Genomic DNA, 25,445 nt, shown 5'->3' on the forward strand with positions numbered 1-25,445 from the left:
AGCTTGCATGACCCAATATCCCGTCCTTCCCCTGCGCGACATCGTCGTTTTCCCGCACATGATCGTGCCGCTGTTCGTCGGTCGTGACAAATCGGTCGCGGCGCTCGAGGCAGCGATGGCGGCCGACAAGGAGATTTTCCTCGTCGCGCAGCTCGACCCGGCCGAGGACGATCCCTCGCGCGACGACCTGTACACGATGGGCGTCACCGCGACCGTGCTCCAGCTGCTCAAGCTGCCCGACGGCACCGTCCGCGTGCTGGTCGAGGGCAAGGTCCGTGCGACGCTCGAGACGCTCGACGAGAGCGGCGATTTCCTGAAGGCCGAGGTCGCGACCGTCGCCGATGTCGAGGTCGAGGGCGCCGAGGTCACCGCGCTGATGCGGTCGGTGGTCGATCAGTTCGAGAATTACGCCAAGCTCAACCGCAAGCTGCCGACCGAGACGGCGACTCAGCTGTCCGAGATCACGGACGCTGCAAAGCTGTCCGACGCGGTGGTTGCGAACATCCAGATCAAGGTCGCCGACAAGCAGGCGATGCTGATGCAGACCGATCCTGCCAAGCGCCTCGAAATGGCGTTTGCGGCGATGGAAGGCGAGCTCGGCGTCCTGCAGGTCGAGAAGAAGATCAAGAGCCGCGTCAAGCGCCAGATGGAGAAGACGCAGCGCGAATATTACCTCAACGAGCAGCTGAAGGCGATCCAGCGGGAGCTCGGCAACGAGGGCGACGAGGGTGAAGGCGACGAGATCGCCGAGCTGACTCAGAAGATCGCGACGCTCAAGATGAGCAAGGAAGCACGCTCGAAGGCGACTGCCGAGCTGAAGAAGCTCAAGACGATGGCGCCGATGAGCGCCGAGGCGACCGTCGTGCGCAATTATCTCGACGTGCTGCTGGGGCTTCCCTGGGGCAAGAAGTCGAAGATCAAGAAGGACATCTCGGCGGCACAGGCGGTGCTCGACGAGGACCATTATGCGCTCGAGAAGGTCAAGGACCGGATCATCGAATATCTCGCGGTCCAGGCGCGCACCAACAAGCTGAAGGGGCCGATCCTGTGCCTCGTCGGCCCTCCGGGCGTCGGCAAGACCTCGCTTGGCAAGTCGATCGCCAAGGCAACCGGGCGCGAGTTCATCCGCCAGTCGTTGGGCGGCGTGCGCGACGAGGCCGAGATCCGCGGGCATCGCCGTACGTATATCGGTTCGCTGCCGGGCAAGATCGTCACCAACCTGAAAAAGGCGGGGGCGTCGAACCCGCTGTTCCTGCTCGACGAGATCGACAAGCTCGGCCAGGATTTCCGTGGTGATCCCGCGTCGGCGCTGCTCGAGGTGCTCGACCCCGAGCAGAACGGCAAGTTCCAGGATCATTATCTCGAGATCGACCTCGATCTGTCCGACGTGATGTTCGTCACCACCGCGAACACGCTGAACCTGCCGCAGGCGCTGCTCGATCGGATGGAGATCATCCGTCTCGAGGGCTATACCGAGGACGAGAAGGTCGAGATCGCCGAGCGGCACCTGATCGCCAAGCAGATCGAGGCGCATGGCCTGAAGGACGGCGAGTTCATCCTGACTCAGGAGGGGCTGCGCACGCTGATCCAGCAATATACCCGCGAGGCGGGCGTGCGGACGCTCGAGCGCGAGATCGCCAAGCTTGCGCGCAAGGCGCTGCGCCGGATCCTCGAGGGCAAGGCGACGAGCGTGACGATCACGCCCGACAACATCGCTGAGTTCGCTGGCGTGCAGAAATATCGCCACGGCCTGTCCGAGACGGAGAACCAGATCGGCGCGGTCACCGGGCTCGCCTGGACCGAGGTCGGCGGCGAATTGCTGACGATCGAGAGCGTCACCGTGTCGGGCAAGGGCGCGGCGAAGCTGACGGGGACGCTCGGCGACGTGATGAAGGAGTCGATCGAGACCGCGTTCAGCTACGTCAAGGCGCGCGCGCCGAGCTATGGCATCAAGCCGTCGCTGTTCAACCGCAAGGACATCCACATCCATCTGCCCGAGGGCGCCACGCCCAAGGACGGGCCGTCGGCGGGTGTCGGGATCGTGACGTCGATCGTGTCGACGATGACCGGCGTGCCCGTGCGGCGCGAGGTCGCGATGACCGGCGAGGTGACGCTGCGTGGCCGCGTGCTGCCGATCGGCGGACTGAAGGAGAAGCTGCTTGCGGCGCTGCGTGGTGGCATCGAGACGGTACTGATCCCGCAGGAGAACGAGAAGGACCTCGCCGACATCCCGGCGAACATCAAGGAGGGGCTGAAGATCATCCCCGTCAGCCATGTCGATGAGGTGCTCCGCCTCGCGCTGACCGAGCCGCTCGAGGCGATCGAGTGGACCGATGCGGACGAACTGGCGGCGCTGCCCCCTGCGCCGATCCCCCCGGTGGGGGCCACGCTGCACCACTGAGCGTGATATGCCGCCGATCCCGCCGGCGTCCGCATGGGACGGCGGCGGGATCGGGGCGTTGAGCGCTGCCGATCCGCCATCGATCGCGTGTAAATGCTGGGCTCGGCACGGGAAACAGCCGTGCCGAGAGCTTTGTGCGGCGGATTAATTTGACAGCAGACCGGCTGGCCGGGTTACTGCCGGGGAAGCATGGTCGCGATCCGGTCGCGAGCGATTCGATAGTCTCTGGGGGATTAAGAGTATGAACAAGCAGGAACTGATCGCTACGGTCGCCGATACGTCCGGGCTGGTGAAGGGCGATGCGACCAAGGCGGTCGAAGCCGTATTCGACGCGATCTCCGCTTCGCTCAAAAAGGGCGAAGAGGTCCGTCTCGTCGGATTTGGCACCTTCTCGATCTCGAAGCGCAAGGCCTCGACCGGACGCAATCCGCGCACCGGCGAGCCGATGACGATCAAGGCATCGACCCAGCCCAAGTTCAAGGCGGGCAAGGGGCTGAAGGATTCGGTCAACTGATCGGGTGATCATGACGAGAGGGCTGGACAGCGCGGGCGGCCGCGCTTAAAGGCCCGCTTCCGAACGAGTTTCGGGCGCGTAGCTCAGCGGTAGAGCACACCCTTCACACGGGTGGGGTCACAGGTTCAATCCCTGTCGCGCCCACCAGATTTACGCCGGTCCTCTCCATTGCGAGCGGGCCGGCGTTTCTGTTTCTACAGGCTTTTCAGTGTCTTAGTCGATCTTTGACGCCTCTGTGATCGACTGCGTAAATGTACTAGATCGGCATTCTGCATTTCACGCTGCGCCGCAGCATCCCATATATGATGCGTCGCACAAATTTGAGGAGCTACCCCATGTCGATCATCGGCACCCAGCTGAAGCCGTTCACCACCCAGGCGTATCGCCAGGGCAAGTTCATCGAGGTGTCGGACGCCGACGTCACGGGCAAGTGGGCGGTCTTCTTCTTCTACCCCGCCGATTTCACGTTCGTCTGCCCGACCGAGCTCGAGGATCTGGCCGACAATTATGCAGCGTTCCAGAAGATGGGCGTCGAGGTCTACAGCGTGTCGACCGACACCCACTTCTCGCACAAGGCCTGGCACGACACGTCGCCGGCGATCGGCAAGATCGATTACACGATGCTGGGCGATCCGTCGGGCACCATCACGCGCAACTTCGACGTAATGCGCGAAGGCCAGGGCCTCGCCGATCGCGGCACGTTCGTCGTCGATCCGCAGGGCGTGATCCAGCTGATGGAAATCACCTCGGAAGGCGTCGGCCGCAACGCGATGGAGCTGCTGCGCAAGGTCAAGGCCGCACAGTATATCGCAGCGCACCCTGGCGAGGTCTGCCCCGCCAAGTGGGAAGAGGGTGAGACCACGCTCGCCCCGTCGCTCGATCTCGTCGGCAAGATCTGAGCCACTGACGGAGCCGGTCGCCCGGCTTCGTCACCAAAGGGGAAGGGGTTCGCGCCTTCCCCGGCCTGCCGGACTTCGGTCCGGCAGCCACCCTGCCGCATGACGCCCCGATGTCGTGCGGCACGGTGGACCCCGGACCGGGTCCGGGGTGACGATTTTCGCGACGGCAGCCTGCCGCGCGTTCCTTCCACCCGACAGGAGAGCGTCCGTGCTCGATGTGAACCTTACCGCGCAGCTCAAGACCTATCTGGCGAACATCGTCCAGCCGATCGAACTCGTCGCCTCGCTCGACGACGGCGCCAAGTCGCGCGAGCTGGAGGGCCTGCTGACCGAGATCGCGGCGCTGTCCGATTCGGTGACGATGGTCCGTAAGGATGACGACAAGCGTCGCCCGTCCTTCATGATCCGCCGCGCCGGGACCGATATCGGCGTGCGCTTCGCCGGCATCCCGATGGGGCATGAGTTCACCTCGCTCGTGCTCGCCTTGCTTCAGGTCGGCGGGCATCCGTCGAAGCTGACGCAGGAGGTGATCGAGCAGGTCCGCGGGCTCGACGGCGATTTCGCGTTCGAGACCTATTTCTCGCTCAGCTGCCAGAACTGCCCCGAGGTGGTGCAGGCGCTGAACCTGATGAGCGTGATTAACCCGCGGATCAGCCATGTCGCGATCGAAGGCGGCGTGTTCCAGGACGAGGTGACGAACCGCAACATCCTGTCGGTGCCGGCGATCTTCCTCAACGGCGAGCCGTTCGCGCAAGGCCGGATGAGCGTCGAGCAGGTCGTCGCAAAGCTCGACACGGGCAGCACCGCGCGCGCCGCCGAGAAGATCGCTGGCAAGGATCCGTTCGACGTGCTCGTCGTCGGTGGCGGCCCCGCCGGCGCGGCAGCGGCGATCTATGCCGCGCGCAAGGGCATCCGCACCGGCATCGCCGCCGAGCGGTTCGGCGGACAGGTGCTCGACACGATGTCGATCGAGAATTTCATCTCGGTCGCGCATACCGAGGGGCCCAAGCTCGTCGCGCACATGGAGCAGCATGTCGCCGAATATGGCGTCGACGTGATGAACCTGCAGACCGCGAGCAAGCTGATCCCGGCGACTCAGGTCGGTGGCCTGCACGAGGTGCAGCTTGCGAGCGGCGCCTCGCTCAAGGCACGCACCGTGATCCTGTCGACCGGTGCGCGCTGGCGGCAGATGAACGTGCCGGGCGAGGAGGCGTATCGCAACGCGGGCGTGACCTACTGCCCGCATTGCGACGGCCCGCTGTTCAAGGGCAAGCGCGTCGCGGTGATCGGCGGCGGCAATAGCGGCGTCGAGGCGGCAATCGACCTGGCGGGCCTCGTCGCGCACGTCACGCTGATCGAGTTCGACAGCGACCTGCGCGCGGACGCGGTGTTGCAGCGCAAGCTCGCCAGCCTGCCCAACGTCAAGGTCGTCACCTCGGCGATGACCACCGAGGTGCTCGGCGACGGCAAGCAGGTGACGGGGCTGAGCTACAAGGACCGCAACCACGACACGGTGCATCAGGTCGAGCTCGAGGGGATCTTCGTCCAGATCGGGCTGGTGCCCAACACCGAATGGCTGACCGACACGGTCGCCCTCACGATGCGCGGCGAGATCGAGGTCGACCACCGCGGCGAGACGTCGATCCCCGGCGTCTTCGCGGGCGGCGACGTGACGACCGTGCCGTTCAAGCAGATCGTGATTGCGATGGGCGAGGGCTCGAAGGCGGCGTTGGCGGCGTTCGATTACATGATCCGGCTGGCGCCCGAAGAGCAGGACGCGCTCGCCGCCTGAGGGGGGCGCGGCTTCACCCCCTCCGTCATCCCGGACTTGATCCGGGACCCAGGGTTACGGGCGGGGGCGTTCGTGGCTCTGGATCCTGACTTTCGTCAGGATGACGGGGCGTTTGTGGAATGCGCCTCTCCCGCTTCCGTCATCCTGGACTTGATCCAGGATCCAGAGTTGCGGGCGGGGGCGTTCGTGGCTCTGGGTCCTGACTTTCGTCAGGATGACGGTGAGGGATGGCCGTGACCGGACATCCCGGCACCACAAAAGAAAACGGCCGGGGGTTACCCGGCCGTTTCGTTACTTCTTCTTGGCTTTGCGCGCCGCGTATTTGGCGTCGCGGAGCGCCTTCTTGTCGGCGTCGGACATTTGCGACTTGGCTTCGGCCTCTAGCGCGCGCGCTGCGGCTTCGGCGGCGGCGGCCTTCTTGGCGGCCTTGGCCTCCTCCTCGGCATCGCGCTTGGCCTGGCGCTTGGCGCGCTCGGCTTCCTCCTTGGCGGCGCGGGCGGCGGCGCGCTCGGCGACAACCGCGGGATCGATCGCAGGCTTGGCGCGCAATTTCTCCAGCGCCTTCAGCTTCGCGTCGTTAGCGGAGGCAGTACGTTCCTGAAAACCGGGGTCCTTGAAAGAGGCCATACTCGTCGAAAATTCCTGTAATCGCGGTGAAATCCGCGGGATTGCCCGGATCCGGGCCGTGCTTGCGTCCGTGCTCCTTAAATCATTGTGCCGCGCAGCGAAAGCCGGGTGATTCGTTTGGGATTGCGCCGCGCCAACTAATCTGCCGCAAGAACCGCTTAGCGCGCATCGCCCGCGTCGAGCGTCACAGCACTGCAATATTACAGTCATTCAACCGTCACCAAAACCGCATCGCACTGTCATCTGTGCCGCCTAACCGCGGTCTCGAGATCGGCAGGGGGACCCGAGTCGATCCACGCAATCAATGATCGACCGGGAGTTCCGTGAATGACCAGCTTCAAGCGCATCGGCCTTATCCTGCTGACGAGCACCGCCTGTGCGGCGCTCTCGGCGTGCGGAGGCGCGGACAGCGTCGCGTCGCCGGGCGCAGGCTCGGTCATCATCAACCCGCCGGCGGTGACGCCGACGCCCACGCCGACCCCGACGCCCACGCCGACCGCGATCACCGCGGCGCAGTTCGCGGCCGTCACCCCGGTCAACGGCATCTCGGTCACCGCGGACGAACAGCTCGCGATCGTCAACGCCGGCACGAACAACAACGTCAGCGGCGTCAGCAATACGCTCAACGGCATCTATCCGGTCGCGGCGACCTCGCTGACGACCGCGATGGACCCGTCGACGCTCAACAGCTTCTTTACCAGCACCAACTATGTCGGCGCGCTCAACGGCCCGACCGACACCGCGTTCCAGGGCTGGACCTGCAACTCGACCTCGGCCGAATTTGGCGGCGCGGGCGCACGCTGCACCGCGGTGCCCTCGGTCGGCGCGGTCACCGCGGCGAGCGTCTGCCCGACCGGCACGACCGATGACGGCCTGGTTGCGACGTTCCGCGCGTGCCGCCTGCCGACGGTGATCAGCGGTACGCTCAACCTGCCGAAGATCGCGGGCGTCTTCTATCGCCTGCGCGGGCAGACCGAGGTCGGCACCGACGTCGGCACGACCGGCGCGGATAACAATGCGATCCTCAACATCGAGGCGGGCGTCGTGATCGCCGCGGATTCGAGCGAGACGACCAACGACCTGCTGATCGTCAACCGCGGATCGAAGATCAACGCGGTCGGTACCGCCACCGCGCCGATCGTCTTCACCTCGCAGCAGAACCTCGCGTCGAACGGCGTCAGCGACGCGACGCAGGGCCAGTGGGGCGGGATCGTCATGCTCGGCCGCGCACCGGTCGCGGTCTGCGCCACCGGCACGGGTCCGAACACGGCCGCCGGCAGCAGCGCGACCTGCCAGCAGGCGATCGAGGGCGTCACGGGTCGCTTCTACGGTGGCCCGACCGCCAACGACAGCAGCGGCACGATGCAGTTCGTCCAGATCCGCTACAGCGGCATCGCGATCAGCGACGGCAACGAGTTGCAGGGCCTGACGCTCGGCGGCACCGGGTCGGGCACCGTGCTCGACCACATCCAGAGCCACAATTCGGCGGATGACGGCGTCGAGATCTTCGGCGGCACGAGCAACATGAAGTATATCGCGATCACCGGCGCGGACGACGACGGCTTCGATATCGACAATGGCTATCGCGGCTTCATCCAGTTCATGATCGCGGCACAGCGCACGATCGGCGCGACGGCGGACTCGTTCTCGACCGAGATCGACTCGAACAATGCCGAGGATCTGCTGCCGCGCACGTTCGGCCGCTACGCCAACTTCACCTTCATCCAGACCGCGCTGGCCCCGGCCGCGATCCGCCTGCGCGGTGGTGCGGACATGACCTTCGTCAACGGCGTGGTGAAGACTCCGGCGAACGTCGCCTGCGTCAACATGATCGCCGGCGAGCAGACGACGGGCGGCCGCACCACGGTCCGGCCGGCGGATGCCGCGCTGCAGGACGTCGGGCCGCCCGCGTTCAGCTCGATCTACTTCGCCTGCCAGGGCCGCTGAGGCGGGCGCCATCTGAATGCGCCGTGATGCCGGGGCGGTCCTTGGGGGGCCGTCCCGGCATTCGCCTATGACTTATCGAATCGGGATTACAGGCCATGTCCAAGCGCCTCGCCTACGGAACGCTCCTCCTCCTCACCTCGACGCTGGTCGCCCCGGCCGCGCTCGCCCAGACCGCGCCCGCGCCGGCCGCACCGCCGCGCCCGACTCAGACGCCCGAGGCCGACGCCGCCCAGACCAATGCCGCGACGCCGGGCACGTCCGCACAGGAGGATGCGACGCCGCAAGCCGGGGTCGAGGTCTCGAGCCCGGGCTATGACGCCGCGGCGGGCGAGGACATCGTCGTCGTCGGGCGCAACATCCCGAACACCGTGCGCGCGACCGCACAGATCGTCTCGGTGCTGTCGAGCGCGGACATTGCGCGGACGGGCGAGGGCGACATCGCCGGCGCGCTGTCGCGCGTCACCGGGCTCAGCGTCGTCGGCAACGGATTCGTCTATGTCCGGGGCTTGGGCGATCGCTATTCGTCGTCGCTGCTCAACGGATCGCCACTGCCGAGCCCCGAGCCGCTGCGCCGCTCGGTCCCGCTCGACATCTTTCCGACCGCGATCGTCGGATCGGCGCTGGTCCAGAAGACCTATTCGGTGAACTATCCCGGCGAGTTCGGCGGCGGCGTGATCAACCTCACGACCAAGGCGATCCCCGAGAAGAACTTCCTGAGCGTCGGCGGTTCGATCTCGGCGGATACCGCGACGACCAGCGAGCTCGGCTACACCTATTATGGCGGCGATGCGGACTGGATCGGCTTCGACGACGGCACGCGCAAGGTGCCCGCCTTCATCAAGAACGCGCCGAACGGAACGGGACTGATCCCGACCGACCAGGTCGCGCAGCTCAGCAACGCGAGCACGACCCTGCTCCAGCGCAACAACCAGCTGCCGGCGAACTGGTCCGGGGAGATCAGCGGCGGGTCGGTGTTCAATTTCGGTTCGGACCGGCTGGGCGTCATCGCGTCGCTGAGCGCGAGCAACACGTTCCGCACGCGATCGTCGACGCAGCAGGATTCGGTGTCGACCGATGGTACGCTGCGCAACGACTTCCAGACGCTGCTGACCGACAACCGGATCGTCACCAACGCGCTGATCGGGCTCGGCTATGAATTCGGGCCAAACACGATCCGTTCGACCACGGTCTATATCCACGACACGCTGAAACAGGCGCGCGGATCGTCCGCGCTGGTCTACAACAATTCGAGCGGGCTGCGTTTTCAGCAGAACACCAACTGGTTCGAACGCCAGTTGTTCGAGAGCCAGCTGGTCGGCGAGTTCAAGCTGACCGACGCGCTCAAATTCGACGCGCGCGGCGCCTATGCCAATTCGAAGCGCAACGCGCCGTACGAGCGGCAGTTCGACTATCTGTGCTCGGCGACGACGACGACCGGTCTGCCGATCAGCGTCGAGGCGCCCAACGGCTCCGACGGCGCGCAGTGCAACGGCGCGTACCAGGTGACGCAGCGCTTCACGCCGTTCGCCTCTATCATCTTCAGCGACCTGAACGAGGATCTGTACACGGGGCAGGGCGACCTGTCGTACAAGCTCGACACCGAGCGGCCGATGACGCTGTCGACGGGCTATTTCTATTCGGACACGACGCGCAATTCGACGCGCCTCCAGTTCAATTACCAGACCGCCGCGGGCGGCGGCACGGCGCCTGGCTATCCGTACAATCTGTTGCGGCCCGACTATCTGCTCGGGATCGACTCGCTCAACGCGAACCAGATCCAGCTGCAGTTCAACACGCCGCTCGGCGCCTATGCCTATGATGCGTCGCTGCGCATCCATGCGGGCTATGTGCAGGCCGAGGCGGAAGCCACCGACGGCGTCCGCGCGACGATCGGCGTGCGCTACGAGACCGCGGACGAGCGCGTGACGCCGATCGGCACGACGACGACGCGGTTGAAGAACGATTATTTTCTTCCCGCCGCGACGCTCACCTATAATTTCGCGAGCAACATGCAGCTGCGCGCGAGCGCGTCGAAGACGATCTCGCGCCCGCAGTTCCGCGAGCTCGCGCCGCAGCAGTTCCGCGATCCCGAATCGGATCGGCTGTTCTTCGGCAACCCGCTGCTGAAGGACTCGGAGCTCTACAATCTCGAAGGCCGTTACGAGTGGTTCTTCGCGCGCGACCAGCGCTTCACGCTCGGCGGTTTCTACAAGGAGATCAAGAACCCGGTCGAGCAGGTCGGCTTCTACACCGGCGCGGACGACCGGTTGCAGACCGGCTTCACCAACCTGCCCGAGGCGACGCTGTATGGCGCCGAGGTCGAGCTCCAGAAATATTTCGCGCTCGATTTCCTCAATTCGGACTTCTTCGCGACGCGGCGCGCGCTGTTCATCGCCAACTACACCTATTCGAAGTCGTCGATCACTGCGGACGATAGCTGCGTCCCGAACGTGCTCAACCAGACGCTCGGCGGGTGTCAGGCGGGCTTTGGTCCGGCTGCGCTCCAGTTCCGCGACGGCGCGTCGCTGACCGGGCAGTCGGATCACCTCGTCAACGTGCAGGTCGGGCTCGAGGATACGGCATCGCTGTCGCAGGTCACGGTGCTGTTCAACTATGCGAGCAACCGCGTGACCAATCGCGGGCCGTCGAACCTCAGCGGCGTCGGGTTCCAGCCGGACATCGTCGAGAAGCCCGGTATCCGCCTCGACGTCGTTGCGCGGCAGGGCTTCGACCTCGTCGGCGGCCGCTGGGAGCTCAAGGCCGAGGCGCGCAACCTGACGGGCACGCGGTTCCAGGAGGGACAGACCTTCGACAACGGCGCGCAGGTGTTCATCAACCGGTATAACCTTGGCCGGGTGTTCACGCTGGGACTGAGCACGACGTTCTAAGGCCGGGCTGAGGCTAAGGTTCGGGCAGTGGAAGCGAGGTCCGGCTTTCGCGTGCCACCGCCCGTCACTTGCCTGCCACCGCCCGTCATCCCAGCGAAGGCTGGGATCCAGAGTTGCAGAGGATAGCGCTGCTTGGCTCTGGATCCTGGGTCGAGCCCAGGATGACGGGGTGGGGTGGTGAGCGCCGCGCCGTCCTCCTCCTCCGTCATCCCAGCGAAGGCTGGGATCCCGAGTTGCAGAGGACGGCGCTGCTCGGTTCTGGATCCTGGGTCGAGCCCAGGATGACGGAATTGGGGCGGGGTGAGCGGCGCGCCGGCCTCCTTCCCCGTCATCCCAGCGAAAGCTGGGATCCAGAGTTGCAGAGGACGGCGCTGCTCGGCTCTGGATCCTGGGTCGAGCCCAGGATGACGGAATTGGGGTGGGGTGAGCGGCGCGCCGTCCCCCTTCCCCGTCATCCCAGCGAAGGCTGGGATCCAGAGTTGCGGAGGACGGCGCTGTTTGGCTCTGGATCCTGGGTCGAGCCCAGGATGACGGGGTGGGTGGGGTGAGCTGCGCGCCAGCCTCCTTCTCCGTCATCCTGGCGAGGGCTGGGATTCGGAATTGCGGAGGACGGCGCTGCCTGGCCCTGGGTCCCGGGTCGAGCCCGGGATGACGGGGCTGGCTACCCCCAGGGCCGTTCGCGGTACCATTTGGTGATGACGTATTTGACGCCGCTGCGGACCTTCATGCCGTGGTGGAGCGTCGCGGGGTTGGGCGTGCCGTCGGGTCGGCGGTTGTTCCAGGCGAGCAGCTTGCCGGTCTCGGGCTGGACGATCTTGTCGATCGCCTTGAACCGCGTCGCGCCGCCCGCCTCGGGCTGGTTCAGATAGACCATCACGGTCCAGGTGCGATTGCCGGCAACGCTGCAATAGCGGTCATAGTCGACACCGGTCGGCTCGAAATAATCCGTATGACCCTTGAACTCCTGCCCGACCGCATAACGCTGTCCCTGCAGCGGCTCGCCGTAGATCCCGTCGAGACCGGTCAGCGCGGCAATATGCGCCTCGACCTCGAGCACGACGGGGTCGGCGGGGTCGAGGTCGCCCGTCTCGCTGGTCCGGTAACTCGCGTCGCCGTTCGAATCCGAGATCGTCGAGGGGCGGCGGACGTCGTCGATCCGCTCGATCAACGCGGCGCAAAGCGCGGGCGACAGGAATCCGCGTCTGAGAAACAGCGTGAGCTTGGGGCTCGGTACGCGCTGGACGCCGGGCGCCGCCGTCAGACGCGAGACGATCGGCGCGGCGGCAAGGCCGCTGCCGAGCGGGAGCGTGTCCGTCGGGGCCACGCTGGACGGGGCCGGGTTGGACGGGGTCGGGTTCGGCGGGGGAGTCTGGGCCATGGTCCTGTTTTGCCAAGCGATCCGCGGCTGCGCCAGACCAGGATTAATCTATCGGCGCCTTGACGCGTAACTGTAACATGGCATGCCTAGGCGGGCAGGGGGCCTGGGTGGCCGGGGACTGTGGCGGGAGGGTTTGCAGATGCGATTGACGTTCGACGCGCGCGCGCGCCGCATCCTGCGACGATTGCCCGTGATCACGATCTATTCGGCCGCCGAACTGGCGCTGATGGCGGGGCTGGCGGTGCAGTGCGCGCGGCTGATCTGGGTCGCGGTGACACCGGTCAGTCCGCTCGGCGCGTGGCGCCCGGCGCCGGTCGCGGTTGCGGGCGCGACCGCCGACATCCTGCGGGGGTTCGACCCGTTCTTTCGCCTGGGCACGCCCGCGAGCGCCGGGCCGGCAACCGTCACCGCGCTGCAACTGACATTGTTCGGCACGCGGATCGACGATGCGACGGGACGGAGTTCGGCGATCCTCGCGGGGGCCGACAGCGTCCAGCGCAGCGTCGTCGTCGGCGAGGAGATCCAGCCCGGCGTCACGCTCAAGGCGGTCGCGTTCGATCATGTGACGATCGATCGCGGCGGCGTCGACGAGGACCTGTTCCTCGACCAGTCGGACGCGGTCGCGCCCGTGTCGCCGACGGGCGCGCCCGGTGGGGCGATCGGCGGCGGCGCATCCGCGCCGGGCGCCGGCATCCAGAGCGGTCAACTGCGCAGCGACATCGGCTTCATCCCGCGGATCGACGGCGGCCGCGTCAGCGGGCTGACGGTGCGATCGCAGGGGTCGGGCGCGGCGTTCCGCCAGGCGGGGCTGCGCGACGGCGACGTCGTCACCTCGATCGGCGGGCGCCCCGTCAGCGGCCCCGCCGACCTCGACCGCGTCGCGACCGATTTCGCCAAGGGCGGCAACGTCCCCATCACCGTCGAGCGTGGCACCGATACGCTGCCGCTCGCCATCACGATCGCCCCTCCGCAATGACGCATTCGCCGTCCCCCGCTTCTCGAAACTCCAAGGCCGCAATGAAGAAACTGGTTCTCGCCTCGGTTCTGGCGCCCGTGCTGGCGTTCGCCGTCGCGAGCGAGGCGCGCGCGCAGACGACGCTCAACGTCCGCGATGCCGATATCCGCGCTTTTATTGCCGATGCCGCCAAGGTCACCGGGCGGACGTTCATCATCGACAACCGCGTTGCGGGCAAGGTGACGGTCGTCACCGACCGGCCGCTGACGCGGTCGGAATATTTCGAGGTGTTCCTCTCGACGCTGCGCGCCAACGGGCTCGTCGCGGTGCCGACGTCGAACGGCGCGTTCAGGGTGCAGCCGCTCGACAATGCCGCGTCGCAGCCGAGCCGGATCGGCGTCGCGGGTGCCGCGCGCAACAGCTATGTCACCGAGATCATCCGGCTGCGATCGACCGACGCGACGAGCGCGGTCGACACGGTCCGGCCGTTGGTCAGCGCGCAGGGGTCGGTCACCGCGAACCGCGGCGGCAACAGCCTGGTGGTCGTCGACTTCGCCGACAATATCCGCCGCATCCGCGAGGTGATCCGCCGGATCGATACCGACAGCTCGTCGACGCGCGTCGTCGCACTGAAGAATGCGAGTGCGAAGGAGATCGCGACCGCGCTGCAGGGGCTCATCGGGACGGGCACCGGCGGCGGGCAGGGCGGCGGCGCGGCTGCCACCGGGCCGAGCGCATCGGTGGTCGCGGTCGAGGGATCGAACGCGGTCGCGCTGCGCGGCGACCCGACGACCGTCGCGAGGCTGGCGCAGGTGGCGGCCGATCTCGATCAGAAGGCGCGCAACGGGACCGAGATCAAGGTCGTCTTCCTCGAAAACGCCGATGCCGAGCAATTGCTGCCGGTGTTGCAGGAACTGGTCGGGCAGACGCCGACCCAGCCGACCACGCAGGCGTTGTCGCGGTCGAATTTCGGCGCGAACAGCGGCAGCAACGGCGGTGGCGGATCGGGCTTTGGCGGCACGCAGCAGGCGCAGGCGATCCAGCCGGTCCAGACCAGCGGCGGATCGTCGGGATCGGGGTCGGGCCAGCCGGCGATCACCGCCGCCGGGGGACGGACCGCGGCGGTCGTCACGCGCTTCGTCGGTGCGAACGCGATCGTCATCGCCGCGCCTGCGGAGATCCAGCGCCAGCTCGCCGAGGTTGTCCGCCAGCTCGATACGCGGCGCGAGCAGGTGCTGGTCGAGGCGATCGTCGCCGAGGTGTCGGACACGACCGCGCGGACGCTCGGCGCGCAGTTCATCGTCGGCGATCCCAGCGGCGGGGCGTTCGGCGCGTCGACCTTCTCAAACTCCGCGCCCAACATCCTGCAGATCGCGGGTGCGATCGGCGCGCGCTCGATCACGGGCAACGGCACGACGGTCGTCGCGCCCGATGGCACGCGCACGGAAACCAACACGCCCAATGCCGCCGCGGACTCGCTCGCGCAGTCGGCGATCTCGTCGATCCTCGCCGCGACGGGTGGCTTTGGCGGGTTCGGCGGCAAGATCGGCAGCACCTTCTTCGGCGCGATCATCAACGCGGTGAAGAGCGACACGACGTCGAACCTGTTGCAGGTCCCGCATCTCGTCACGCTCGACAACCAGGAGGCGCACAGCCTGGTCGGGCAGGAAATCCCGATCACGACGGGGCAGGCGCTCAGCAACAATTTCGACAACGCGTTCCGCACGACGCAGCGGCAGAATGTCGGCATCGAACTAACCGTGCGGCCGCAGGTCAATTCGAGTGGCACGGTCAAGCTCAACCTTCGCCTCGAGGTCAGCTCGATCGCGGGACCGGTGTCGAGCGACAATAGCGACCTCATCCTGAACAAGCGCGAGGTCGAGACGACGCGGACCGTCGACGATGGGCAGATCGCGGTGATCAGCGGGCTGCTCGACGACAATGAGCGGCGGACGATCGAGAAGATCCCGCTGCTCGGCGACCTGCCCGTGCTGGGGCACCTGTTCACGTCGAAGGCGAAACAGCGCTCGAAGACCAATCTGATGATCTTCATCCGCCCGACGATCCTGCGCACCGCCGCGGACAGCCGGCGGATCACCGAGCAGCGTTACGGCTATCTGCGGTTGCAGCAGGGGCTCGCCGAGCCCGAGCGCGAACCGTCGATCGACCAGCTGGTCCGCGACTACCTCGGCGCCGCGCCACCGATCCCGTCTGGCCCTGTGCCGGGGAACATCGAGGACCCTCGGATCGCGGTGCCGGTGCGGACCTCGACGACGGTGTTCCGGCCGGTGAAGAAATGATTATCCGCGAGGGGCGTGCGCTGGGCGACCAAAGCCCCTCTCCTTCAGGGGAGGGGTTGGGGTGGGGCGATGCCGCGAGCGACGCAATTCTCGCCACAGGCCCCACCCCCAACCCCTCCCCTGAAGGGGAGGGGCTTGAGGTTGCGCTGCCCCAGATCACCATCCCCTATGCCTTTGCGCGCAAGTTCGGGGTCGTCGTCGATCACACCGAGACCGACTCGCAGCTGACGATCGCGATGCGCGCGGGGGCGGATCCGAAGGTGCTGCTCGAACTGCGCCGCTATCTCGGCCGCGCGTTCGATGTCGGCCTGGTCGAGGCGCCCGCGTTCGACCGGCTGCTGTCGAACGTCTATGCGATGGACGGACAGGCCAATGCGCTGGCGGCGGTCGGGATGGGCGACGAGCTCGACCTGCTTGCGGGCGACATGCCGACCGCGGAGGATCTGCTTGATACGGCGGACGATGCGCCCGCGATCCGGCTGATCAACGGGATCATCGCCGACGCGGCGCGCAACGGCGTGTCGGACATCCATATCGAGCCGTATGAAACGGGACTCGTCGTCCGGATGCGGATCGACGGCGTGCTGCGCGAGACGCTGCGCATGCCGCCCAACGTCGCGCCGGTCGTCGTCAGCCGGATCAAGGTGATGGCACGGCTCGACATCGCCGAGCGGCGCGTGCCGCAGGACGGCCGCATGGGGCTGACGCTGGGTGGCAAGCTGCTCGACGTCCGCGTCTCGACACTCCCGAGCCGCGCGGGCGAACGCGTGGTGCTTCGTATCCTCGACAAGGAGAATGCCGGCATCGACCTCAAGGCGCTCGGCCTGCCGCCCGCTTTGTTCGCGCTGCTCAACGAGGCGCTGAGCGAGCCCAACGGGATCATCCTCGTCACCGGTCCGACGGGCTCGGGCAAGACCACGTCGCTCTACGCCGCGCTGCGCCTGCTCAACGACGGCAGCCGCAACATCCTGACGGTCGAGGATCCGGTCGAATATGCGGTCGACGGGGTCGGCCAGACGCAGGTCAATCCGAAGGTCGGGCTGACGTTTGCGGCGGGGCTGCGCGCGATCCTGCGTCAGGATCCCGACGTGGTGATGGTCGGCGAGATCCGCGACCGCGAGACCGCCGAGATCGCGGTGCAGGCGTCGCTGACCGGGCATCTCGTGCTGTCGACCGTCCATACCAACGACGCGATCGGCGCGATCACGCGGATGCGCGACATGAAGGTCGAGAGCTTCCTGCTCGCCTCGACGCTCCGCGCGGTGATCGCGCAGCGGCTGGTGCGGCGGCTGTGCCCGACCTGCCGGAAACCCGTGGCGGCGTCCGAGACGGTCGCGCCGCTGCTGGGGATCGCACCCGATGCGGTGGTCTATGTCGCGCAAGGCTGTGACGACTGCAACCAGACGGGATACAAGGGCCGGATCGGCGTGTTCGAGGCGGTCCGCGTCGACGACACGATCCGCCGCCTGATCAACACCGACGGCCATGAATCCGCGATTACGGCGCACGCGTTCGCGCGGTCGCCGAACCTTGGACAGTCCGCGCGCGACCTCGTGCTGTCCGGCCAGACGACGGCCGAGGAAGCCGTTCGCGTGTCGCGGCGCGATACGACCGAGATCGTCGACGAGCCGGCGGCGTGATGCACCCGCATGGCTGATTTTGACTATCTCGCCATCGATACCAAGGGTGCCGAACGGCGCGGCCATGTCGCCGCGTCCGATATCGACACCGCACGCGCGACGCTCGACGCGCGCAAGCTCTACGTCGTCAAGATCACCCCGGGCGCGCCGCCCCAAGCGACCAAGGGCCGCCCGCTGTTCGGGTTGCAGCTCGGCAAGCCCAAGATGTCGGGCAAGAACCTGACGCTGTTCACGCGCCAGCTGGCGACGCTCAACCGCGTGTCGCCGCTCGAGGAATCGCTCCGCACGATCACGCGACAGACCGAGCAGGACAGCGTCCGCGCGATCGTCCAGCATGTTCACGCCGGCGTCGTCGAGGGCCGGCGGCTCGCCGATTCGATGGCGCGCGAGCCGAAAAGCTTTCCGCCGCTCTACCGCGCGATGGTCGCTGCGGGCGAGAGTTCGGGGTCGCTGCCGACGATCCTCGACCGATTGGCGGCGCTGCTCGAGCGGCAGGCGGAGATTCGCGGCAAGCTGATCACCGCGCTCGCCTATCCCGCGATCCTCGCGCTGGTTGCACTGGGCGTCGTCACCGCGCTGATGATGTTTGTGGTGCCGCAGGTGGTCGAGCAGTTCGATACGGTCGGCCAGGAACTGCCGCTGCTGACGCGGATGGTGATGGCGTTTTCGGCGTTCCTCGTCGGCTATTGGTGGGTGATGCTGCTTGTCGTCGCGGTCGCCGCGCTGGGTGGCTGGCAGGCGTTGAAGGACCCGTCGATCCGGCTTGCCTTCGACAGCTGGCTGCTGCGGATCCCGCTGCTCGGGCGGCTGCTGCGCGACCTGCATGCGGCGCGGATGGCGCGCACGCTCGGGACGATGGTCGCGAGCCGCCTGCCGCTGCTCGACGGGCTCAACCTGACCGCCAGCACGATCCACAACCGCCGCCTCCGGCTCGCGTCGGACCAGATCGTCGAGGCGATTCGCGGCGGTGGCAGCCTGTCGGCGGCGATGCGGCGCGCGGGCGTGTTCCCTCCGCTGCTGACTTACCTCGCCGCATCGGGCGAGGCGGCGGGGCGGCTCGACGAGATGCTCGAGCGCGCGGCCGACTATCTCGAGCGCGAGTTCGACCGGTTTACCGCCACCGCCTTGTCGCTGCTCGAACCGCTGATCATCGTCGTGATGGGCGGCATCGTCGCGACGATCGTGTTATCCATCCTGCTCCCGATCCTCCAGCTCAACACGCTGGCCGGACAATGAGGTCTCGTATGCGTACCGAACAGAAAAAGCGTCCCGTACTCTCCAGGAAGCGCGAAGCGGGCTTTACGCTGGTCGAGCTGATGGTCGTGATCGTGATCATCGGCCTGCTCGCCACGATCGTCGCACTCAACGTGCTGCCATCGGGCGATACCGCGCGGATCCAGAAGGCCAAGGCCGACATCGCGCAGATCGAGGGCGGGCTGGAGCTGTACAAGCTTCAGAACATGACCTTTCCGAACACGTCACAGGGGTTGAACGCGCTTGTCACGGCGCCGGCCGGGCTGACCGATCCGTCGCGTTACCAGCGGGGCGGGTATCTGAAGAAGCTGCCGAACGATCCCTGGGGTCGTCCGTATCTCTATGCCTCGCCGGGCACGCATGGCGAGGCCGACGTCTGGACCTTCGGCGCCGACGGCAAGGAAGGCGGCGAGGGGATCGATGCCGATATCGGCAGCTGGCAGTAAGCCTCTGGCCGGGCGTCCCGTCGGTGTTCGCGCCGGCGGGGATCGGCGCGGCTTCTCGCCCGTGAAGCGTTCCGGCGAACACGGCTTCACCTCCTTGAAGCGTTCCGCCGAACACGGCTTCACGCTGGTCGAGCTGATGGTCGTGGTCACGATCATCGGGCTGGCATCGGCCGTGGCGGTGTTCGTCATGCCCGATCCGCGCGGCCGCGTGTTCGACGAGGCGACGCGCTTTGCTGCGCGGGTGCGCGCTGCGCATGACTCGGCGATCGTCGAGGCGCGACCGGTCAGCGTGTGGATCACGGGGGGCGGCTACGGCTTCGACCGGCGGCTTGCGGGCGGCTGGACGCCGATCAGCGAGAAGCCGTTGCGCGTCGAACGCTGGACCGAAGGCACGCGCGCGACGATCGGCGACCTGAGCGGCCGCGTGCGGGTGACGTTCGATCCGACGGGTCTTGTCGATCGCCCGGCGGCGGTGGCGCTTAGCCGCGGTGGAGCCGAGGCGAGCGTCACGATCGACGCCGATGGCAGCGTGCGCGCCGATGCGCGCTGAACGAACGCGGCGCGCGCCGTTGCGCGCGGGGCGAATCCGCCGCGCGGAACGGGGCTTCACGCTTATCGAGATCATGGTCGCGCTGGCGGTGTTCAGCCTCGCGGCGATGGCGCTCGTCAGGTTGGAGAGCGCGACAATCCGGGGGGCGACGATCCTCGACGATACGCTGATCGCGCAGATGGTCGCGCGCAACGTCGCGATCGACGCGGTGACCGCCGCGCAGCCGCCGACCGCCGGTGCGGTCGCGGGTGCGGAGACCAATGGCGGGCGAAGCTGGGCCTGGATGCGCAGCGTGCGCGCGATGGGCGGATCGCAGGTGCTGCGGATCGACGTCACGGTGGCGAACCGCAGCGGCGCAATCCTCGGCCGATCGACGATGATCCGTCCTGCGCCGCGCCAGGCTACGGCAGTGGCGGCGTCGACATGAGTGGGCGGCGCGTTGCCTCGTTCAGGAAGTACGCGCGCGCGCACGGCGCGGCTGTGTCGTTCACGCCCGAGAGCGGCCAACGTTTCGAACATGCATTCAAAGACGATCGACGGTCCGCCGAGCACGGCTTCACGCTGGTCGAGGTGATGGTCTCGCTCATGATCTTCGGGATGATCGCCGCGGCGGGGGCGGCGATCCTGTCGTTCAGCGTGACCGCGCAGCGCGCGACGGGCGCGCGGCTCGACGATATCGGCGCCCTGACGCGAACGCTGTCGATTCTGTCGGCGGATCTCGGCCAGGCGTCGCTGCGGGCCGCGCGGGACGAATCGGGTGCGCCGATTCCCGCGTTCGTCGGCGACAGCGGAAGTGGCAGCGGCGACGCCCCGATTCTGCGGCTGGTCCGCGGGGGCTGGACCAATATCGACGGTGCGGCACGATCGAACGCGCAGAAGGTCGCCTATCGGCTGAGCGACGGCGTGGTGCAGCGGATCGCCTATCCGATGGTCGATGGCGCGAGCCCGCTGCCGCCCGCCGCGTTGATGGCGGGGGTGACGCGCATCGGGCTGCGCTATCGGCTGGCGGGCGCGTGGAGCGACCGGTGGGACGGCCTGCAGGGTGTGCCATTGCCCGAGGCGCTCGAGCTCACGCTGCAACGCACCGACGGGACGCTGTTCCGCCAGATGTTCCTCGTCGGATCGGGCTATGCACCGCCGCCGCAGGAGGTCGTCAATGAAACGCCGTGACGTCGGGGCGCCGGTCCATGAGCGGGGCGCGGCGTTGCTGACCGTGCTGATGCTGGTGGCGATCATCGCGGTGATGGCGGGTGCGGCGCTCGAGAAGTTGCGGCTGTCGACGCGACTGGCCGGCAATGCGGCAGCGGGCGAACAGGCGCGCGCCTATGCGCTGGCCGCCGAGACGCTTGCGACGACGCGGATCGGGGCGATGCTGGAGGCGAGCCCGAAACGCGTGACGTTGCAGGGCGACTGGAGCGGCCGGCCGTTCGGGATGCCGTTGCCGGGTGGCGGATTTGCAACCGCGCGGGTGCGCGACGGCGGGAATTGCTTCAATCTCAACAGCCTCGTGAGTGGTCGGGCGGGGGCCTATGTCACCGACCCGCTGATGCGCCCGCAATTCGTCCGGCTGATGCGGCTGCTTGACGTGCCCGTGCAGGTTGCCGAACAGATCGCGGCGGGGACCGCCGACTGGATCGACAGCGATCAGGCGCAGCAGGCGATGGGGGCGGAGGATGCCGCGTATCTCAACCGCGAGACGCCGTACCGGACCGCGGACACGCTGATGACCGACCCGAGCGAGATTCGCGCGGTGGTGGGAATGACGCCGCAAATCTATGCGACGCTGAAGCCGTGGATATGCACGCTGCCCATAGCGCAGGCCGCGCCGATCAACGTCAACACGCTGCTCCCCGAACAGGCGCCGATCCTCGCGATGCTGTTCCCCGACACGATGTCGATCGCCGGCGCGCGCCAGATGATCCTTCAGCGCCCGCCGCAGGGCGTTGGCAGCACCGATGTTTTCTTCAAGAGCGCGGCGCTGCAGGGCAATGCCAATGCGGATGGCGAGCGCGGGACCGCGATCGTGTCGAAATGGTTCACGCTGCAGATCGACGTGACGATCGGCACGACGGTTTTGCAGGAACATGCGCTGATCGATGCGACGACGCTTCCCGCGCGGCTCGTATCGCGGCAATGGGGCGAGGACTCATGACGACCCTGGTGTTCCTTCCGTCCGGCGAGACCGGTTATCGCTGGATCCGCATGGCGGACAGGCGCGTCGTCGACGAGGGCGAGGGGATCCCCGCGCCCGATCCCGATGGCGCGACGATCGCAGTCGCCCCGGCCGAGGCGGTGACGCTCCACTGGGCCGAGCTTCCGTCGCGCAGCCCCGCGCAGGCGACCGCGGCGGCGCGGCTGCTCGTCGCCGAGGCGAGCGCCGCGCCGCTGGCCGAGCTTCACGTCGTCGTCGGCGACGAGGGCAACGCCGAACGACCGATCGGCGTGGTCGGCAGCGCGGTGATGCTCGGCTGGCTGCGGATGCTCGCGGAGGCGGGGATCGATCCGGTCGCGGTCATCCCCGCACCGATGCTGCTGCCACGCCCGGACGAGGGATATGTCGGCACCGTCCTGGCGGGCAGCGCGATCATCCGCGGGACGACGTGCGGGTTCGCCGACGAGGCGCCGATGACCGCGCTCGTCACGGGCGACAGCGCGCCGGTCCCGATCGAGCGCGCAGACCTGGAAGCGGCGCTGGTCGGGGCAGCCGCGGCACCGTCCCTCGACCTTCGGCAGGGGGTGTTCGCACGGCGGCGGCGATTCGCGCTCGACTGGGCGCTGATCCGGCGGCTGGCGGTGCTTGCCGGGCTGATCCTGGCGGTGACGCTAGCGATCTCGCTGGTGCGGATCGCGAAATACAGCTTTGGTGCGGATATGCTCGCGACGCAGGCGGACCTCGTTGCAAGATCGGGCCTGCCGCGCGGTGAGACGGTGACCGATGCGACGCGGCAACTCGACGAGCGGCTGTCGCGCGTGCGCGGCCCCGGGCTGGGGTTCAGCGCAACCAGCGCGGCGATCTTCGCGGTGGTGCGCGCAGTGCCCGGCAGCGAGATCACCGCGCTTGATTTCCAGCCGAACGGGACCGTGAGGCTGAGCGTGGCCGTCGAGCGCGAATCGCTCGCGACCGATTTGAAGACCGCGTTCGAGGCGGCCGGGTTCACGGTCCAGGCGGGCGTCTTCCAGGCGGCCGATGGGCGTGTCGCCGGCGATTTGACGCTCAGCACCGGTGGGGGCGCGTGACGATGACAGGACTGCGGCACTGGTTCGAGGGACGATCGCTGCGGGAAAAGCGGCTGCTCGTCGCGATGGCGGCGCTGGCGGTGCTGACGCTGATCTGGGGCGCCGTGATCCGGCCCGTCGGCGACGGCCTGTCGAGCGCGCGTGAACGGCATGCGAGCGCGGTGACGCGGCTGGGCGAGACACAGGCGCAGGTCGCGATCCTGCGCGAGGCGCAACGCACGCGGCCCGCGCCGCTGACGGGCGCGCTCGCCGACGTGGTTCGTGTGCAGGCAGATGTCGCGGGGTTCGCCGTGACAAGCCTCGATCAGGATGGGCCTGACCGCGTCCGGATCGCGATCCCCTCGGCACGCCCGGCAGCGCTGACCGCCTGGCTGGCACGGCTGGAACGCGCGGGGATTCTGGTGGTTTCGGCGACCATGATCAATTCGGGCGACCGGACGGTGAGCGCGACGATGACGCTGAAGGCGCGCGCCTCATGAGGCGGATCAGGTTGAAAACCGGACCGACCGCGCTGTTCGGGGCGATGCTGGTCGTTGCGCTGCTCGTGTTCCTGCCGATGCGCGCGGCGCTCGGCTGGTTCGGCGTCGGTGACGCGGGCCTGGTGGCACGGCGCGTCACGGGAACGATCTGGGGTGCGACGCTGACCGATGCCCGGTTCGGCGACGTCGCGCTCGGGTCGCTACACGCACGGCTGTCGCCGCTGCCACTGCTGGTCGGGAAGGCGCGGATCGTACTGGCAGGGCCGGACGGACTGCCCGGGGCGCTGCGCGGCGCCGCCAGCGTCAGCCGGCACGGTTTTGGCGTCGATGCACTGAGCGGGACGATCGCGGCGGGGGCGGTGTTCGCGCCCGTCCCGGTGACCGCGCTGGAGCTTGAGGCGGTCACTGTGGGGTTCGCCGACGGCCAGTGCCAGAGTGCGGAGGGGCGCGTGCGGGCGACACTCGGCGGGACGGTGGCGGGGATCACGCTGCCGCAGTCGGTTGCGGGCACGCCGCGGTGCGACGGGAGCGCGGTGATCCTGCCGCTCATCAGCCAGGCGGGGACCGAGGGCGTGACGCTGCGGCTGGAGAATGATGGACGGTATCGGGCAGAGCTGATGCTCCAGCCGACCGACCCGGTTGCACAGCAGACGCTCGAAACGCTCGGGTTCGTCCGGGGGGCAGGCGGATACCGCCAGGCGATCGAGGGCAGTTTTTGAACGCGAGCGACATCGCGGCGCTTGACGGACCCGGACAGCCCGCTTAGGGGCACGGGCCTTCGCGGCGATCGTAGTTCAATTGGTTAGAGCGTCGGCTTGTGATGCCGGATGTTGCGGGTTCAAGTCCCGTCGGTCGCCCCATTATTTCCCGGTCCTGGTACCGGGCGTTATTTTCCCCACTGGCATTATTTTGCCAAGTCCCTGGCATCGTGCAGCTTTGCGCTGGTAAATCGCGCCGGAAAATAATATTTCACCTCACAGCAATTTTATTCCTCCTGACGGAGCCGGCGATGACAGCGGTTTGGGACCTTCCCGATTTCGACGACCATGAGGGCGTCCACAGCTTTACCGATCCCGAATCGGGTCTGCGCGCGGTAATCGCGCTCCATTCGACCAAGCTTGGTCCGGCGGCGGGCGGGACGCGTTTCTGGCATTATGCCGACAATGGCCGCGCGGTGACCGATGCGCTGCGCCTGTCGCGCGGCATGAGCTTCAAGAACGCGATGGCCGGGCTCGAGCTTGGCGGCGGCAAGGGTGTCGTGCTGGCGGCGAAGCCCGGCGACGTCATCACGACCGCGCAGCTCGAAGCCTTCGGTCGCGCGGTCGAGGCGCTCGGCGGTCGCTATGTGACGGCCGAGGACGTCGGCATGTCCGAGGAGCGGATGAAGGTCATCGCGACGCAGACGCGGTATGTCTCGGGCCTGCCGGTTGCTAGCGGCGCGGCGGGTGGTGATCCGGGGCCATACACCGCGCTCGGCATCTATCTGGGCGTCAAGGCGGCGGCGCAGCGCGGGCTGGGCGCGACCGACATGAAGGGCGTGCGCGTCGCGATCCAGGGCGTCGGCTCTGTCGGCGGCGGGCTCGCGCGGCTGCTGGCAAAGGACGGCGCGGTGTTGACGCTGGCAGACGTCGACGAGGCGCGCGCGCAGGCGCTGGCAAGCGAGCTCGGCGCGACCGCGGTTGCGGCCGAAGCGATCCTGACGACCGAGACCGACATCTTCAGCCCGAACGCGCTCGGCGCGATCCTGACCGAGATGTCGATCGCCGCGTTGAAGGCCAAGGTCGTCGCGGGCGGCGCGAACAACCAGTTGAGCGTGCGCGAAGACGGCGCGCGGCTGCATGCACGCGGCATCCTGTACGCGCCGGACTACGTGATCAACGCGGGCGGGATCATCAATGTCGGGCTCGAATATCTCGGCCAGGGCGACGAGGCCGAAGTGAAGGCGCGGATCGCGCGCATTCCCGAGCGGCTGATCCAGGTCTGGGACGAAAGCGATCGCAGCGGCGAGCCGTCGTCGGATGTCGCGGACTCGATCGCGAAGCGGCTGATCGGGCGGTAAGCTCGGGACGCGTGTTGCGTCATGGGCGGAGGCGTTGTCCGGCATGCGTCTCCGCCGCGTCTCCGCCGCGTCTTCGTTG

At 67.6% G+C, this 25,445-nt stretch carries 21 protein-coding genes and 2 tRNA genes; 21 read left to right on the plus strand and 2 right to left on the minus strand.

The window, feature by feature from the left end; all coding sequences use genetic code 11:
• The first annotated feature begins 7 nt into the window (after positions 1–7).
• The 5 genes from lon (at position 8) to ahpF (ending at position 5,606) form a co-directional block, all read left to right on the plus strand.
• Positions 8–2,401 carry an endopeptidase La gene (lon, locus tag AC0CH3_RS01610; RefSeq protein ID WP_056015838.1) on the plus strand — a complete coding sequence of 798 codons (2,394 nt, stop codon included), beginning with the start codon at positions 8–10 and terminating at the stop codon, positions 2,399–2,401.
• 241 nt (positions 2,402–2,642) lie between these two features.
• Entirely contained in the window at positions 2,643–2,915 is a 273-nt protein-coding gene (locus AC0CH3_RS01615; RefSeq protein WP_056015835.1) for an HU family DNA-binding protein, read from the plus strand.
• Positions 2,916–2,987: 72 nt separating this feature from the next.
• A tRNA-Val gene (locus AC0CH3_RS01620) sits at positions 2,988–3,062 on the plus strand.
• A gap of 188 nt (positions 3,063–3,250) precedes the next feature.
• The gene (ahpC, locus tag AC0CH3_RS01625; protein ID WP_031396422.1) at positions 3,251–3,814 is read left to right on the plus strand and encodes an alkyl hydroperoxide reductase subunit C; all 564 of its coding nucleotides are present in this window, start codon (positions 3,251–3,253) and stop codon (positions 3,812–3,814) included.
• 208 nt (positions 3,815–4,022) lie between these two features.
• A complete protein-coding gene (gene ahpF, locus AC0CH3_RS01630; RefSeq protein ID WP_465237502.1) occupies positions 4,023–5,606 on the plus strand; it encodes an alkyl hydroperoxide reductase subunit F in 1,584 nt (527 codons plus the stop codon).
• Between the two features lie 291 nt (positions 5,607–5,897).
• On the opposite strand, the gene AC0CH3_RS01635 is transcribed toward ahpF, so the two are convergent.
• Positions 5,898–6,233: a DUF6481 family protein gene (locus tag AC0CH3_RS01635; protein WP_056015824.1), complete on the minus strand. Its 336-nt coding sequence runs from the start codon at positions 6,231–6,233 to the stop codon at positions 5,898–5,900.
• Positions 6,234–6,560: 327 nt separating this feature from the next.
• On the opposite strand from AC0CH3_RS01635, the gene AC0CH3_RS01640 reads away from it, so the two are divergent.
• Both AC0CH3_RS01640 and AC0CH3_RS01645 read left to right on the plus strand, forming a co-directional pair.
• Positions 6,561–8,180: a hypothetical protein gene (locus AC0CH3_RS01640; RefSeq protein ID WP_354301574.1), complete on the plus strand. Its 1,620-nt coding sequence runs from the start codon at positions 6,561–6,563 to the stop codon at positions 8,178–8,180.
• A 95-nt stretch (positions 8,181–8,275) separates the two neighbouring features.
• Positions 8,276–11,068, plus strand: coding sequence for a TonB-dependent receptor domain-containing protein (locus tag AC0CH3_RS01645; RefSeq protein WP_354301576.1), 2,793 nt, complete (start codon positions 8,276–8,278; stop codon positions 11,066–11,068).
• Positions 11,069–11,729: 661 nt separating this feature from the next.
• Here the strand turns inward: AC0CH3_RS01645 and AC0CH3_RS01650 are convergent.
• Entirely contained in the window at positions 11,730–12,446 is a 717-nt protein-coding gene (locus AC0CH3_RS01650; protein ID WP_354301578.1) for a prolyl hydroxylase family protein, read from the minus strand.
• A 139-nt stretch (positions 12,447–12,585) separates the two neighbouring features.
• Between AC0CH3_RS01650 and AC0CH3_RS01655 the strand changes: the two genes are divergently transcribed.
• The 14 genes from AC0CH3_RS01655 to AC0CH3_RS01720 all read left to right on the plus strand — a co-directional run bounded on the left by AC0CH3_RS01655 (position 12,586) and on the right by AC0CH3_RS01720 (position 25,366).
• On the plus strand, positions 12,586–13,422 hold the full coding sequence (locus tag AC0CH3_RS01655) for a type II secretion system protein N (RefSeq protein ID WP_465237503.1): 837 nt from the start codon (positions 12,586–12,588) through the stop codon (positions 13,420–13,422).
• Between the two features lie 41 nt (positions 13,423–13,463).
• On the plus strand, positions 13,464–15,701 hold the full coding sequence (gspD, locus tag AC0CH3_RS01660) for a type II secretion system secretin GspD (RefSeq protein ID WP_465237504.1): 2,238 nt from the start codon (positions 13,464–13,466) through the stop codon (positions 15,699–15,701).
• Positions 15,698–17,341 carry a GspE/PulE family protein gene (locus AC0CH3_RS01665; RefSeq protein ID WP_354301584.1) on the plus strand — a complete coding sequence of 548 codons (1,644 nt, stop codon included), beginning with the start codon at positions 15,698–15,700 and terminating at the stop codon, positions 17,339–17,341. The genes gspD and AC0CH3_RS01665 overlap by 4 nt, the downstream gene beginning before the upstream one ends.
• A 9-nt stretch (positions 17,342–17,350) precedes the next feature.
• The gene (gene gspF / locus AC0CH3_RS01670) at positions 17,351–18,577 is read left to right on the plus strand and encodes a type II secretion system inner membrane protein GspF (protein WP_354301586.1); all 1,227 of its coding nucleotides are present in this window, start codon (positions 17,351–17,353) and stop codon (positions 18,575–18,577) included.
• A gap of 8 nt (positions 18,578–18,585) precedes the next feature.
• Positions 18,586–19,041 (plus strand): type II secretion system major pseudopilin GspG, encoded by a 456-nt coding sequence (gene gspG / locus AC0CH3_RS01675; RefSeq protein ID WP_082445719.1) that lies wholly within the window; start codon positions 18,586–18,588, stop codon positions 19,039–19,041.
• 61 nt (positions 19,042–19,102) lie between these two features.
• Complete coding sequence (locus AC0CH3_RS01680) at positions 19,103–19,591, plus strand: GspH/FimT family pseudopilin (protein ID WP_354301588.1); 489 nt, start codon at positions 19,103–19,105, stop codon at positions 19,589–19,591.
• A complete protein-coding gene (gene gspI, locus AC0CH3_RS01685) occupies positions 19,581–20,018 on the plus strand; it encodes a type II secretion system minor pseudopilin GspI (protein ID WP_354301590.1) in 438 nt (145 codons plus the stop codon). Before AC0CH3_RS01680 ends, gspI begins: the two co-directional genes overlap by 11 nt.
• Positions 20,015–20,761, plus strand: a complete 747-nt coding sequence (gene gspJ, locus AC0CH3_RS01690) for a type II secretion system minor pseudopilin GspJ (protein ID WP_354301592.1) — start codon at positions 20,015–20,017, stop codon at positions 20,759–20,761. The genes gspI and gspJ overlap by 4 nt, the downstream gene beginning before the upstream one ends.
• Positions 20,748–21,743: a type II secretion system minor pseudopilin GspK gene (gene gspK / locus AC0CH3_RS01695; protein WP_354301594.1), complete on the plus strand. Its 996-nt coding sequence runs from the start codon at positions 20,748–20,750 to the stop codon at positions 21,741–21,743. Before gspJ ends, gspK begins: the two co-directional genes overlap by 14 nt.
• Positions 21,740–22,828 (plus strand): type II secretion system protein GspL, encoded by a 1,089-nt coding sequence (gene gspL / locus AC0CH3_RS01700; protein WP_354301596.1) that lies wholly within the window; start codon positions 21,740–21,742, stop codon positions 22,826–22,828. The genes gspK and gspL overlap by 4 nt, the downstream gene beginning before the upstream one ends.
• A 2-nt stretch (positions 22,829–22,830) precedes the next feature.
• The gene (gspM, locus tag AC0CH3_RS01705; protein ID WP_354301598.1) at positions 22,831–23,307 is read left to right on the plus strand and encodes a type II secretion system protein GspM; all 477 of its coding nucleotides are present in this window, start codon (positions 22,831–22,833) and stop codon (positions 23,305–23,307) included.
• Between the two features lie 11 nt (positions 23,308–23,318).
• Positions 23,319–24,026 (plus strand): type II secretion system protein N, encoded by a 708-nt coding sequence (gene gspN, locus AC0CH3_RS01710; RefSeq protein ID WP_465237505.1) that lies wholly within the window; start codon positions 23,319–23,321, stop codon positions 24,024–24,026.
• A 64-nt stretch (positions 24,027–24,090) separates the two neighbouring features.
• Positions 24,091–24,167: transfer RNA gene (locus AC0CH3_RS01715), tRNA-His, on the plus strand.
• A 149-nt stretch (positions 24,168–24,316) separates the two neighbouring features.
• Positions 24,317–25,366 (plus strand): Leu/Phe/Val dehydrogenase, encoded by a 1,050-nt coding sequence (locus tag AC0CH3_RS01720; protein WP_056015793.1) that lies wholly within the window; start codon positions 24,317–24,319, stop codon positions 25,364–25,366.
• Positions 25,367–25,445 lie beyond the last annotated feature (79 nt).

This window comes from Sphingomonas sp. AC449, from assembly GCF_979253475.1.